Below are 13,239 nucleotides of genomic sequence, written 5' to 3' on the forward strand. Positions count from 1 at the left end.
TCTCCTAGGCTACCGTCCGGTGAGCGACCAGGCGTCCTCGGAGCCGTCCTCGTCGTCACCGGAGTTGCCGTCGGCGCCGTCGTAGTATTCGGCTTTCTGGGTGCGGTTGTCCAGGTCCGCCGCCACGAGGTCCTCGGCATAGCCGCCCTGGGCGATGTTCGCATTGGCGTTGTCGCTCAGCGCCGCGGTCTGGGAATCCGGCGCGGCCGGGGCGTCCTGGCCCTTCATGGCTGCGAGGACCGCCGCGAGGTCATCGGGCTTCACCAGGACGTCGCGGGCCTTGGAACCCTCCGAGGGCCCCACCACTCCCCTGGATTCGAGCAGGTCCATGAGCCGGCCCGCCTTCGCGAAGCCCACGCGCAGCTTGCGCTGCAGCATGGAGGTTGAGCCGAACTGGGTGGTCACCACGAGCTCAGTGGCCTGCAGCAGGACCTCGAGGTCATCCCCGATGTCGTCGTCGATCTGCTTCTTCTGCGCCTCGGGGGCAACGTCGTGGCGGTAGTCGACCTTGAGCTGGCCCTTGACGTGCTCCACGACCTTGTGGATTTCCGATTCAGTGACCCAGGCACCCTGCACGCGCATGGCCTTGGAAGCGCCCATCGGGAGGAAGAGCGCGTCACCCTGGCCGATGAGCTTTTCCGCTCCGGGCTGGTCCAGGACCACGCGGGAGTCGGTGACGGAGGACGTGGCAAACGCCATGCGGGACGGCACGTTGGCCTTGATCAGGCCGGTGACAACGTCAACGGAGGGCCGCTGGGTGGCGAGCACCAGGTGGATACCGGCGGCACGGGCCAGCTGGGTGATCCTGACGATGGAGTCTTCGACGTCGCGGGGTGCCACCATCATGAGGTCGGCGAGCTCGTCCACGATCACCAGCAGATACGGGTACGGGCGGATGACGCGCTTGGAGTCGACCGGCGGGTGGACCTTGCCTGCCCGGACGGCCTTGTTGAAGTCATCAATGTGCTTGAACCCGTAGTTGGCGAGGTCGTCGTAGCGGGCGTCCATTTCCCGGACCACCCACTGCAGGGCCTCCGCTGCCTTCTTCGGGTTGGTGATGATGGGCGTGATCAGGTGCGGGACACCTTCGTACGCCGTGAGTTCCACGCGCTTGGGGTCCACCATGACCATGCGGACCTCGTCCGGGGTGGCACGCATCAGGATGGACGTGATCATGGAGTTCACGAACGACGACTTACCGGCACCGGTGGCACCGGCCACGAGCAGGTGGGGCATCTTGGCGAGGTTCGCGACTACATAGCCGCCTTCGACGTCCTTGCCGACACCCATCACCATGGGGTGGTCGGTGCGGCGGGCGTTCTGGCTGCGGAGCACATCGCCGAGCGAGACCGTCTCGCGGTCTGTGTTGGGGATCTCGATGCCGATGGCGGACTTGCCGGGAATCGGGCTCAGGATGCGGACGTCGCTCGAGGCGACGGCGTAGGAGATGTTCTTGGAGAGCGCCGTGACGCGTTCCACCTTGGTGCCCGCGGACAGCTCAATCTCGTAGCGAGTCACGGTGGGCCCGCGGCTGAAGCCGGTGACCTGCGCGTCGACGTTGAACTGGTTCAGGGTGTCCGTCAGGGAGGCCACGATGGCGTCGTTGGCCTCGGTGCGCTCCTTGGGGATGGAGCCGGGTGCCAGGACGTCCGAGGACGGCAAGGTGTAAGTGACGTCGCCGGCGAGCGAAAGCTGCTCCGTGCGCTGCGGGATCGGCGTGGGCAGTGGCGGCGGGGCGACGGGGCGTGAAGGCACTTGCGCGGCCGCGGCGGCCGCCCCTGCTGCTACAGCTCCTGCTGCGGCGGGGGCAACGGGGTTCAGGGAACCGGCGGCGACCATGCCAGGGGTGACGAGCGGAATGGCCTCTGTGGCGTTCTCGCCGTTGAATTCCGGGCCCTTGGTGCCCAGGCCCTGGGCTGCCTTGATCTTTTCGACGGCGATCTCGGCCTGGGTGGGCCGCCGGACGCCGGGTGCCGGGCGGGACCCCTTGCCGCCTGCCTTGGTGCCGTTGGCGCTGTCAGTTGCCTCGTCGTCGTCGATGACGGCATGTTCGAAGGCTTCGTCCCCAACGTAGCCTTCGAGGCGGGGATCGGTGTCCTGGTCCTTGCCGAACAGCCGGCCGCGCCTCTTTTTCTTCGGCGCGGCCTGGGCGGAGTTTTCGTAGAGGTAGCTGCGGTCGTGGGCGTCGCCGGCTTCCTGCAGGTCGATGCCCATGAGGTGCTCATAGGCGTCCCTGATCCGGCGGGGAATGGCGCCGAACGGGGTAGCGGTGATGATCAGAAGGGACGTGAATGCAAGAAGTCCGTAGACGGCCACGGGCACAGCCGTGTGCAGGGCGGCCAGCGGCGAAGCGGCCAAGAAGCCTAGCATTCCGCCTGCCCGGCGCAGGCCGTCGAATCCGTCCACTACTGTGGGCTGGCCGCCGATGACATGTGCCAGGCCGCAGCCGGCAAAGGTCATGATCAGGAAGCCGATACCGATCCTGTTGTTGCCCCGCCCGTCCGACGGTTGGCGGAACAGCCGGAAGGCGCAGACGAAAAGCATCAGCGGCAGCAGCAGGGACATCCAGCCGAAGGTCCCGTTGACGACTGCGAAGACAGTGTCGGGGAACCATCCTGTGAAGCCCCACCAGGCGAAGGTGGCAACAAACACGCCAAGGGCGAGATTGAAGAGGGCAGCTCCGTCCCGACGGTCTTCCGGCGCGAGGTCGCTGACGTCGTAGCCGATCCGGCGCACGCCCCCGCCGACGACGTGGCCGATGCCCAGCCAGGCCCCGGCGGCCACCCGTACGAGCCACGGCTGGCGGGGTTCGACGGCGGCCATCTGACGTGTGCGTGCCGCGCCTGACGTTCCTCCGGTCCGGCTGGATTTGGACGCAGCGGAGCCGGAGCCCCGGCCCGCAGAGCTGCCTGATTTACCGCTTGAGTTGCCTCTAGGCGCGGAGGAGGTACGTGTCGCCATACCCGCCACGGTACCCGAAGTGGGGCCAAAAACCGCGGATTTCCGGGGCAGTCCGGGCTGCATGTTGCGGACGGGACAGCGGAAATAATGCGCCCTTGACCCGTCCGAGCGGCTTAAACACCGGGGCCCTCCCCGCAGGCAGCTGCCGCGGCGGCTACGTTTCTGCGAGGAAGGCCCAGGTGGCACAAGACCTGATGCCTAGGCCTCGAGGACCACCGGGATGATCAGGGGCTTGCGGCGAAGCTTGCGGTTGACCCATGTGCCAACGACGCGGCGGACAACCTGCTGGAGCTGGTGCGTGGTGTGGTCCGTGTGGTTGAGCACGGCTTCTTCCAGCGCAGCATTGATCTTGGGGATGATTTCGTCGAAGACGGAATCATCTTCAGCCACGCCACGGGCGTGGATCTCCGGCCCGGAGACCACCTTGCCGGTGGCGCGGTGGATCACCGTAATGATGGAGATGAAGCCTTCATCACCGAGCGTCTGGCGGTCCTTAAGGTCGGCTTCCGTGACCTCGCCAACGCTGGAGCCGTCGACGTAGACGAAGCCCACTTCCACCTGGCCCACGACGTCGGCCTGGTGGTCACGAAGGTCGATGACGGTGCCGTTGTCAGCCAGCAGGATGCTCTCATCGGGTACGCCCGATTCGAGGGCGATCTTGCCGTTGGCGATCAGGTGCCGCGTCTCGCCGTGCACCGGCATGGCGTTCAGCGGTTCGAGGATGTTGTAGCAGTACAGCAGTTCCCCGGCCGCGGCGTGGCCGGACACGTGGACCTTGGCATTGCCCTTGTGGATGACGTCGGCGCCGAGCTTCAGCAGGCCGTTGATGATGCGGAAAACCGCGTTCTCGTTGCCCGGGATCAGGCTGGAGGCCAGGATGACGGTATCGCCCTTGCCCACGACGACGCGGTGGTCCCCGTTGGCCATCCGGGACAACGCAGCCATCGGCTCGCCCTGTGAACCCGTGGACATCAGCACTACGCGGTTGTCCGGCAGGTTGTCGATGTTCTTGATGTCCACCAGGATGCCGTCCGGCACGTCGAGGTAGCCAAGCTTGGCCGCGATGGCCATGTTGCGGACCATGGAGCGGCCCACGAAGGCAACCTTGCGGTTGTGGTTGGCCGCAGCGTCCAGGACCTGCTGCACACGGTGGACGTGCGAGGAGAAGGAAGCGACAATGATCCGCTTGCTGGCCTGGCCGAAGAGCCGGTCCAGGGTGGGGCCGATTTCCTTCTCGGCGGTGGTGAAACCGGGGACGTCCGCGTTGGTGGAGTCGGACATGAACAGGTCAACGCCTTCTTCGCCCAGCTTGGCGAAGTGGCGAAGGTCCGTGATCCTGCCGTCCAGCGGCAGCTGGTCCATCTTGAAGTCGCCCGTGTGCAGCACGGTGCCGCCGGCAGTGCGGATGAACACGGCCAAGGCATCGGGAATCGAGTGGTTGACCGCAACGAACTCGGTTTCGAAGGGACCGAAGCGCTCCACCTGGCCTTCTGTCACGGTGAGCGTGAAGGGCTTAATCCGGTGTTCCTGCAGCTTGGCCTCGATGAGGGCAAGGGTGAGCTGAGAGCCGATCAGGGGAATGTCGGCGCGGAGGCGCAGCAGGTACGGCACGGCACCGATGTGGTCCTCATGGCCGTGGGTCAGGACGACGGCCACGATGTCATCAAGCCGGTTCTCGATGTAGGAGAAATCGGGCAGGATGAGATCGACGCCGGGCTGGGTCTCCTCAGGGAAGAGGACACCGCAGTCGACGATGAGCAGCTTGCCGTCGATTTCGAAGACAGCCATGTTGCGGCCGATCTCCCCCAGGCCGCCGAGCGGCACGATCCGCAGGGTCCCTTGGGGCAGTTTCGGTGGCGTGACAAGGCCGGGAAGGGCGGTTTGGGTCATAATGCACTACTTTCCGGGCGGAACAGTGGGGTCTTTGCCGATCAGGAAAAGACCATTCCTGCTTCCGCCAAATCCTCGCGGATGGTTACGATCTCGGTTTCGTCCGGCTCCACGAGGGGCAAACGGACAACCGAGTTGGGCAGGACTCCCTGCCATTTAAGAATCTGCTTGGCCGCAACGGCCCCTTGCACGCGGGTCATCGTGGCCCGGATAACAGGTTCGAGTTCAAAATTGATCTTCCGGGCGGTGCCGAAATCGTTCGCGTTGACGGCGTCGATCAGCTCGCGGAACCGGCGGGTGGCAACGTGGGTGGTGACGCCCACGAGCCCGACGGCGCCCAGCGCCATCCACTGCAGGGTCAAGCCGTCGTCGCCGGAGTAGAAGAGCAGGTCGGTCTCTGCCATAACGCGGGTGGCGGCGGCGAAATCGGCCTTGGCGTCCTTGACCGCGACGATGTTCGGGTGCGCTGCCAGACGGATCATGGTTTCCGGGGCAATCTGGATCGAGGAACGGCCGGGGATGTCATAGAGCATCACGGGCACATCGGTGGAGGAGGCGATAGCCTCAAAGTGGGCGCGCACGCCGGCCTGGCTGGGCTTGTTGTAGTACGGCGTGACGATCAGGAGGCCGTCGACGCCAACGTCGGCTGCCAGCCGGGAAAGATGCACGGAGTGTGCGGTGTCGTTGGTTCCGGTGCCGGCAATGATCGCTGCACGGCCGCCGACAGCTTCCTTCACCGCACGGAACATCCCCACGTTCTCGTCGTCGGTGAGGGTGGAGGTTTCGCCGGTGGTTCCGGTGACGACCAGGCCGTCGCAGCCGTCGTCGACAAGCTTCACGGCCAGTTCCGCCGCCTGCTGGTAGTCCACTTTGCCGTCCACAGTGAACGGCGTGACCATAGCGGTCAGGAGGGTGCCAAAAGCAGGGATATTCGCGGAAGTGTCAGCCATAGGAAAAACGTTACCCTGTCCCCGCCTTGTTAGGACAATGGCGGCGGCGTGATGATCGTCAAAGTCGGCCCTTCAGCCGTCACTTTTCAGGGGTTTGACACGGTTCCCGGCGGGGGATGCCGCAGTAGCGGCTGACGGCTTCCTCCCGGAGCGACTCCGCCCACGAAGCGAGCCGCTGGGCGGCGCGGACGTAGTGGAAGAGCTCCGTGGGCGTCAGGGCCTCAAGGTCGCACTCAGAGAGCCTGCGCGCCAGTTCCGCGCCGGGCGGCTGGGCTGACAGCGCCACACCTTCCTTGCCCCACTGAATGTCCTCGGCCGGGTCGCCGGCGACCAGCCGGCGGAAGAGGTAGTCCACCACGCCAGGGCTCATCGCCTTGAGCGGTCCAGCCGGCGTTCCGCGTTCTGGTGCGTTGTTCATGAGGCGATCCTATTCGAACATATATTCGAACACAAGGGGTTCCGCCCGGATATGAGACGATCGGCTCATGACCTCCCGTGGCACTGCTTCTCCCTCGCGGACCGCCAAAGGCACCCCCAAGACGACGAGACTCACCGGAATCGACGCCGCCCGCGGGCTGGCGCTGCTCGGCATGATGGCCACCCACCTGCTCCCCACGTTCGAAGCCGACGCGCAACTGACGCCCACCTGGATCGGCCTCACCTTCTCCGGGCGGGCGGCGGCTTTGTTTGCCGTCCTGGCCGGGATCGGGCTGGCCCTGTCCACCGGGAAACAGCGTCCGCCGGAAGGCCGGGAGTTGTGGGGTGCCCGCCGCGGCATCGCCCTGCGCGCCCTGGTGATCGCCGTCGTCGGGCTCTTCCTCGGCGGGCTGGAAGTCAACGTTGCGGTGATCCTGGTGCATTACGCCGTGCTGTTCCTGTGTGTCCTGCCGTTCATCGGCCTCAGCATCAGGCCGCTTTGCGCCTTTGCCGCGGGCTGGGTCATTGGTTCGCCGGTGCTCGCCTACCTGCTGCGGCCGTGGCTCCTGGCCGCTTCCCCGCCGCTGCAGCTGCGCCACAACCCCAACTGGGACGACCTTGTTACGCCCGGGCGCCTGCTCGGGGACATCTTCCTGACCGGCTACTACCCCGTCCTGCAGTGGCTCAGCTACCTGCTGATTGGGCTGGTGATCGGCCGGCTGGCGCTGACGAAGATGGCCGTCCAGGTCCTGCTGCTGGCCGGAGGCACTGTGGTGGCCGTGCTGGCCAAATGGCTGGGCGTCCTGATGATGAACGAGTGGGGCGGCAAGGCCGCACTGCAGGCGCAACTGGCTGACCCCCGCTACCCGCTGGACAGCCTGCTGCAGGTGAACCTGGCCGGCGTCGACCAATCGGGCTCGTGGTGGTGGCTTGCGGGAAGTGCGCCGCATTCGGGCACAACGCTGGACCTATTGCACACGTCAGCCGTAGCCGTTGCTGTGGTTGGCGCCTGCCTGCTCCTGGGGCGCCTGGGTGAATGGCTCAACCTGGACCTGCTGCTGCCGCTGCGTGGTGCCGGCGCCATGACGCTCAGCCTGTACACGGCGCATGTGTGCCTGGTGGCTGCGATGTACCTGCAGCCTCTCCCCGTCGGCTGGACCGAGGAAGGCGTATACGCCGCCCAGGCCCTGACCGCGGTCCTCATTGGAGGTTCATTTGCGGCGCTCCACTGGCGGGGGCCGCTCGAGTGGGTGGCCCACGCCGCCAGCGAGGTTGGCAGGTACCAGCGGGCCGGCATCCGCTAGGCGGTGCCGCTGCCCTCGCGGAACAGCTTCAGGGCGTCGCGCATGGATGCCCGGGCTCGTTTGCGGTCGCCCGCGGCGTCGTAGGCGCAGCTGAGCCGGAACCATGAACGCCAATCATCCGGCGCTTCCTCGGCTTCGATCCGGTATTTCTCAAACTCGGCGTCTGCCGATTCCCGCACGATCCGTCCGGCGGGTGTGCGCTGCAGGTTGTCGACGGGCAGGCCGCCTTCGGCCTCGAGGACCTTGGCCATCTGCTCCGTCCTGGCACCGAACAGCAGCTCGCGGACCAGCGCCCAGGCTCCGATGGCGGGCAGGATCAGATAGGCGGCGCCAATGGCTTTGGCCACCGGATTGGGATCGGTGAGGAGCAGCACGGAGCGCTGGAAGGACACCACCAGGTAGAAGGCCAGCAGGAGCGTCACCGCGCCGACCCAGATCTTGGTGCGGTTCTTCTTCAAGCCGGCGAGGACATTGCCCACGGCCGTCAGACTCCGAGGTCCAGGTAGCCGTCCAGGCCTACGGTCAGCCCGGGGTGGCCGGCGATGTTCCGCACTCCCAGCAGCACGCCCGGCATGAAGGACGCCCGGTCGAAGGAGTCGTGCCGCAGCGTCAGCTGCTCCCCCGGTCCGCCGAGCAGGACTTCCTGGTGCGCCACGAGGCCGCGGAGCCGCACGCTGTGGACGCGGATGCCGTCGACATCGCAGCCCCGGGCGCCGGCAAGTTCGGTGGTGGTGGCGTCCGGCCCGGCGCCGATGCCGGCGGCGGCGCGTTCGGCCGCAATCAGCTGCGCGGTGCGGACTGCGGTTCCCGACGGTGCGTCAACCTTGTCCGGGTGGTGCAGCTCGATGACTTCCACCGATTCGAAGTACTTAGAGGCCTTGGCGGCAAAAGCCGACGCCAGCACGGAACCGAGGGCGAAGTTGGGGGCGATGAGGACGCCGATGCCGGCATTCCGGCCAAGCAGTTCCTCAAGGTCATGGAGCCGGGCGGCGTCCCAGCCGGTGGTGCCGACGACGGCGTGCATGCCGTGTTCGACGGCGAAGCGGACGTTCGCTTCGGTGCTTTCGGGGACGGTCAGGTCCACCACCACCCGGGCGCCGGCATTGACCAGCTCAGCCAGGGAATCACCCCGTCCGAGGGCCGCCACGAGCTTCATGTCGGCGGCCGCTTCGACGGCTTTCACGGCCTCGGCGCCCATGCGCCCGTTCGCGCCCAGGACGGCGACGGCAAGTTGTTCGGTCATGGAGTTAACCCTACCGTCGGGCCGCCCGCCCGGATGAACGGGGCCGGCAGGTTACCGCCGGCCCCGACCCGACAGCCCTCGGGGCCGGCCCCGGCTTCCTAGGCGCCGGCCCCGACCCATTCGACGGTTCCGTCGCTGAAGAACTGTTCCTTCCAGATGGGCACCTGCGCCTTGATCCGGTCAACGAGCTCCGAGCACACCTCGAAGGCCTGGCCGCGGTGGGCGGCGGACACCGCGCACACCAGGGCGGGGTCGCCGATTTCCAGCATGCCCACCCGGTGCGCGGCCCAGATCCGTACCGGCTCACCGCCGGTCGCGGCACCAACAGGGCCAGCAACAGCGGCAGCGTCGCCGGAGTGTTCGGCCACCAGCTGCGCGACGACGTCGGCCATCACCTGGTGGGCGGTGGGATGCGCACTGTAACTGAGCCGCTCAACCGGCTTCCCGCCGTCGTGGTTCCGCACCACGCCGCTGAAGCTGACCACGGCACCCGCCGTGTCCGATTCCACCGCGGCAATCGCCTGCGCCACGGAAATGGGTTCCGCGCTCAGCACCGCATTCACAATCTCGAATCCGGAGCCCGTACCCGCCGCGGTGCCGGTTTCAGTGCCTTTTTCAGTGCCCATGATCTCCCTCCAACTGGTCGCACAGGTGCCCGATGACCGGATCCAGCACGCTCAGGCCGTCCATGACGCCCTTGGGTGATCCGGGAAGATTGACAATGAACGTCCGCCCGGCTGCGCCTGCGTGTCCGCGGCTCAGCATGGCCATGGGCGTCTTGGCGAGACCGGCCTGCCTGATTCCTTCCATGATCCCCGGGATTTCGCGGTCCAGCAGGGGAACCGTCATTTCGGGGGTGAGGTCATCGGGGCTGAGCCCGGTCCCACCGCTGGTTATGATCACGGCTGGCTGCTGCGTCAGCAGGGCGCGGAGTGCCGCTCCCACGGGTTCGCCGTCGGGAACCACCATGGCCGGGAACGTTTCGAACCCGTGCTCGGTCAGCCAGTCGATGATCACCGGGCCGGTTTCGTCGCGGTAGATGCCCGCTGCTGCCCGGTTGGAGGCAATCACGACGCCGGCCTTCCGGCCGGTGGCCTCTCCGTGGCGGTGCGGTTCGGGCTGCTGTCCAAAGCTGCTCATGCTGTCCAGTCCCCGCTCTTGCCGCCGCTTTTGGCCAGCACCCTGATGTCGGTCAATACCGCATGCTTGTCGACTGCCTTGATCATGTCGTACACGCTGAGGGCCGCCACCGACGCTGCGGTGAGCGCCTCCATTTCGACGCCGGTCACGCCGCGGGTCTTGACGGTTGCCAGCACTGCGACGGCATCCTTGCCCAGTTCAAAGTCGACGGTGACCTTGGAGATGGGCAGCGGATGGCACAACGGGATGAGCTCGGGTGTTTTTTTCGCCGCCATGATCCCGGCCACGCGGGCCACCGCCAAGGCGTCGCCCTTCGGCAGGTCGCCCGCGCCCAGGAGTGCCAGCACCTCGGCTGTGGTGCGGACCGTAGCGGTGGCTGTGGCCTCCCGGGTGGTCTCGGCCTTGCCGGAAACATCAACCATCTGCGCTGTTCCGTCCCGGCGCAGATGCGTCAGGCCGGCAGCGTTGTCTTCATTGTTCACAGCGTCCATACTTCCACTTCCGCGCCTGCGGCGAGCGCAGATGTCCCGACCGGAACATGGATCAGGGCGTTGGAACCGGCCAGTGCATGAACCAGGTGCGAGCCCGCGCCGCCTTCCAGCCGGACCGTGCCGTCCGGTTGGAGGGTGCCGCGCCGGAGCTGGTGTTTCCCCGCGGGTGAATCCACCGGGTCCGCCAGCCTGGCCCGGATGGCCGTGCGGGGTGCCGGTGCGCCCAGCAACGCGCTGAGGACCGGGCGGAGGAACATCTCGAAGGAGACCAGGCAGCTGACGGGGTTGCCCGGGAAACCCACGAAGGGCACGCCGTCGAACCGTCCGATGCCCTGCGGGCCGCCGGGCTGCATGGCCACATGCAGGAATTCCACGTCCTGTTCCGCGGTGGCCTGCCGGACCACTTCATAGGCGCCCTTGCTGACGCCTCCTGTGGTGACGATCAGGTCGACCCGCGGGGCGTGCTGCCGGAGCAGTGCTGTCAGTTCCTCCGGGTTGTCCGTTGAGATCGCGGTCCGCAGGACGTCCAGCCCGGCCTGGCGCATCGCGGCTTCCAGGAGGGTGCCGTTGGCGTCGTAGATCTTGCCGGGTTCCAGCGGCCCGCCGGGCTCCACCACTTCGTCCCCGGTCGTGGCGAGGAGCACCTTAAGGTTCCGGTTCACGGTGACCCGTGTAATGCCGAGCGCTGCCAGCAGTCCCAGCTGGCCCGGCCCCAGGAAGGTTCCGCCGGCGAGCGCCAGCTCCCCAGTCCGGACGTCGCTTCCCGCTTCGCGGACGTAGGTGCCGGATTCCATTGCCGGCAGCCGTACCGACGCAGGGGTTCCGGGACGGGGGAAGGAGTCGGGAACGGCCCTCTCGATGGGTACGACGGCGTCAGCCCCGGGGGGAATCATGGCTCCAGTCATGATCGGGGCGGCCGTGCCCGGTTCAAGCGGCGCCGCCACGGCACCGGCGGGGATGGGGTCCACTACCCTGAGTTCCCTGCCGACATCGGGAATGTCCGTGCTGCGGACGGCAAAGCCGTCCATTTGGGAGTTTGCGAACGGAGGCAGGTCCACGGGAGCAGTGATGTCCGCCGCCAGCCCGCGTCCCAGCGCCTCCAGAAGGGGCAGCTGCTCGGTGCGGCCGGGGCCACCGAGGCCTGCCAGCAGCTCCCGTACGGCCTCGCGGTGCGCCGCCACAGTGCGGGCCGGATGGCCGCCTTTGTCGCCGGACCTGTTGCCGTGGCTGCCGCCGGTGCCGTGTTTGTTGTCGGTGCGGTGCATGCGTTCCTTACCTCGGTCCGGGCTTACTGCAATGCGGTCGTATTACGAGTTCGGCGCACTGGGCCTGCGGCCCGCTGGGCCTGGGACCCGCTAGGGCGTCACGTCAACTCTAATGGTGTGGAATCCCGTGGCACCGTCCGGAGCGACCTGTGACCGCTCTTCGACCTGCGGCACACCGTTCAGGTCCGTGGCCCTGACCTGGATCTCATACTGCCCGGGCGTCAAGGGCAACGACAGCTGCCACTGGTACCAGGTGTCCCGCGATATGCCGGGAGCAAGCTCCACCGTCTGCCAGTCGCCGCGGTTGACGCGGAGTTCCACCTTGCTGATCCCGGTGTGCTGGGCCCAGGCAACACCGCCGAACGCCACCGCTCCGGCACGCACCGCGCGGCCGGCCCGCGGAACGTCAATGCGGGACGACGTCTTGATGGGCCCGCGCTCACTCCAGCCGCGGGGCGTCCAGTAGCCGACGTCGTCCGCGAACCGGGTCACTTTGAGTTCAGTGAGCCATTTGGTGGCGGAAACGTAGCCGTACAGGCCGGGCACGACGAGGCGCACGGGGAAGCCGTGCTCCAGCGGCAGCGGCTCGCCGTTCATGCCCACGGCGATCAGGGCATCCCGGTCGTCAGTGAGAACCTCCAGCGGGGTGCCGGCGGTCCACCCGTCCTTGCTGCGGGACAGCACCATGTCGGCGCCGCTCGTCGGCCCGGCCATGGCCAGCAGCTCCCGGACCGGCCAGCCAAGCCACAGCGCATTGCCGATGAGGTCCCCGCCCACCTCGTTGGAGACGCAGGCGATGGTCACGTGGCGTTCGGTCATGGGTTTTGCCAGCAGCGTAGCGAAATCCAGTTCGATTTCCCGTTCCACCATGCCCGTGACCCTGAGGACCCAGGTGTCCGGATCCACCGCAGGAACAGTGAGGGCCGTATCGATCCGGTAGAAGTCGCGGTTGGGCGTCACCAGCGGATCCATGCCGTCCAGCGTCAGCTCAGCCCCGGCCGGAACCGGCGAAGCCGGGGAAGCAGAGGACGGCAAGGCAAGTTTGCTCCGGATTTCACTGACGCCTGCAGCCGCTCCGCGCAGCCCTGCTGCTAAGGCTCCACCAACAGTCGCGACGACGGCTCCCCCGCCCAGTGCCTGGAGGAACCGGCGCCGGTCGGGTCCGTCGTCTGGTTCGGCGGCCCCTCCCGCGATCGGTGACGCGGCCGGCGCGGCGGCCGCCGCAGGACGCTCCCCCGCCGCTGCCGACGTCGACCAGTCCCGGAGTCGCGACATCAGCCAGCGCAGCACCAGGATTCCTGTTGCGGCGGCAAGCGGTGGCAACGCAATGGCGTTGCCGGTCACCTGGGCGCGGCCAAGGACAGCCACCAGCCCCACCACACCAAAGATGCCGATGACTGCAAGCCCGGCAAAGCGGCGCCGCCACTCCAGGAGGCCTGCCAGCGCAGCCAGCGCCGCAATGGCCAGTCCCATGCCGACGAGCAGCGCCAACTTGTCAGCGGTGCCGAACACTGCGACCGCCCAGTCCTTGACGGCTGGCGGTACAGCGTCGATGACGGCACCCCCCACACCTGTCAT

At 67.2% G+C, this 13,239-nt stretch carries 12 protein-coding genes; 1 reads left to right on the top strand and 11 read right to left on the bottom strand.

Going from position 1 to position 13,239, the window contains the following annotated elements; translation table 11 throughout:
• Positions 1-9: 9 nt before the first annotated feature.
• The 4 genes from J7I79_RS11415 to J7I79_RS11430 all read right to left on the bottom strand — a co-directional run bounded on the left by J7I79_RS11415 (position 10) and on the right by J7I79_RS11430 (position 6,219).
• Positions 10-2,961, bottom strand: coding sequence for a DNA translocase FtsK (locus J7I79_RS11415; RefSeq protein ID WP_214953231.1), 2,952 nt, complete (start codon positions 2,959-2,961; stop codon positions 10-12).
• A 198-nt stretch (positions 2,962-3,159) separates the two neighbouring features.
• Positions 3,160-4,851, bottom strand: coding sequence for a ribonuclease J (locus tag J7I79_RS11420; RefSeq protein WP_214953233.1), 1,692 nt, complete (start codon positions 4,849-4,851; stop codon positions 3,160-3,162).
• 41 nt (positions 4,852-4,892) lie between these two features.
• Complete coding sequence (dapA, locus tag J7I79_RS11425; protein ID WP_214953235.1) at positions 4,893-5,801, bottom strand: 4-hydroxy-tetrahydrodipicolinate synthase; 909 nt, start codon at positions 5,799-5,801, stop codon at positions 4,893-4,895.
• A gap of 79 nt (positions 5,802-5,880) precedes the next feature.
• Positions 5,881-6,219: a hypothetical protein gene (locus J7I79_RS11430; RefSeq protein WP_251042695.1), complete on the bottom strand. Its 339-nt coding sequence runs from the start codon at positions 6,217-6,219 to the stop codon at positions 5,881-5,883.
• 67 nt (positions 6,220-6,286) lie between these two features.
• Between J7I79_RS11430 and J7I79_RS11435 the strand changes: the two genes are divergently transcribed.
• On the top strand, positions 6,287-7,522 hold the full coding sequence (locus J7I79_RS11435; RefSeq protein WP_214953237.1) for a heparan-alpha-glucosaminide N-acetyltransferase domain-containing protein: 1,236 nt from the start codon (positions 6,287-6,289) through the stop codon (positions 7,520-7,522).
• On the opposite strand, the gene J7I79_RS11440 is transcribed toward J7I79_RS11435, so the two are convergent.
• The 7 genes from J7I79_RS11440 to J7I79_RS11470 form a co-directional block, all read right to left on the bottom strand.
• Positions 7,519-8,001: a hypothetical protein gene (locus J7I79_RS11440; protein WP_214953239.1), complete on the bottom strand. Its 483-nt coding sequence runs from the start codon at positions 7,999-8,001 to the stop codon at positions 7,519-7,521. The two genes, J7I79_RS11435 and J7I79_RS11440, sit on opposite strands and share 4 nt — an antisense overlap.
• Positions 8,002-8,006: 5 nt before the next feature.
• A complete protein-coding gene (dapB, locus tag J7I79_RS11445; RefSeq protein WP_214953241.1) occupies positions 8,007-8,765 on the bottom strand; it encodes a 4-hydroxy-tetrahydrodipicolinate reductase in 759 nt (252 codons plus the stop codon).
• Positions 8,766-8,863: 98 nt separating this feature from the next.
• Positions 8,864-9,391 carry a molybdenum cofactor biosynthesis protein MoaE gene (locus tag J7I79_RS11450; RefSeq protein ID WP_214953243.1) on the bottom strand — a complete coding sequence of 176 codons (528 nt, stop codon included), beginning with the start codon at positions 9,389-9,391 and terminating at the stop codon, positions 8,864-8,866.
• Positions 9,381-9,905: a MogA/MoaB family molybdenum cofactor biosynthesis protein gene (locus J7I79_RS11455; RefSeq protein WP_214953245.1), complete on the bottom strand. Its 525-nt coding sequence runs from the start codon at positions 9,903-9,905 to the stop codon at positions 9,381-9,383. Before J7I79_RS11455 ends, J7I79_RS11450 begins: the two co-directional genes overlap by 11 nt.
• Positions 9,902-10,396, bottom strand: coding sequence for a cyclic pyranopterin monophosphate synthase MoaC (gene moaC, locus J7I79_RS11460; RefSeq protein WP_104172480.1), 495 nt, complete (start codon positions 10,394-10,396; stop codon positions 9,902-9,904). Before moaC ends, J7I79_RS11455 begins: the two co-directional genes overlap by 4 nt.
• Entirely contained in the window at positions 10,384-11,661 is a 1,278-nt protein-coding gene (gene glp, locus J7I79_RS11465; RefSeq protein ID WP_214953247.1) for a gephyrin-like molybdotransferase Glp, read from the bottom strand. The genes moaC and glp overlap by 13 nt, the downstream gene beginning before the upstream one ends.
• A 90-nt stretch (positions 11,662-11,751) precedes the next feature.
• The gene (locus tag J7I79_RS11470; RefSeq protein ID WP_251042715.1) at positions 11,752-13,239 is read right to left on the bottom strand and encodes a molybdopterin-dependent oxidoreductase; all 1,488 of its coding nucleotides are present in this window, start codon (positions 13,237-13,239) and stop codon (positions 11,752-11,754) included.

Source organism: Arthrobacter sp. ISL-69 (assembly GCF_018613775.1).
Lineage (GTDB): Bacteria > Actinomycetota > Actinomycetes > Actinomycetales > Micrococcaceae > Arthrobacter.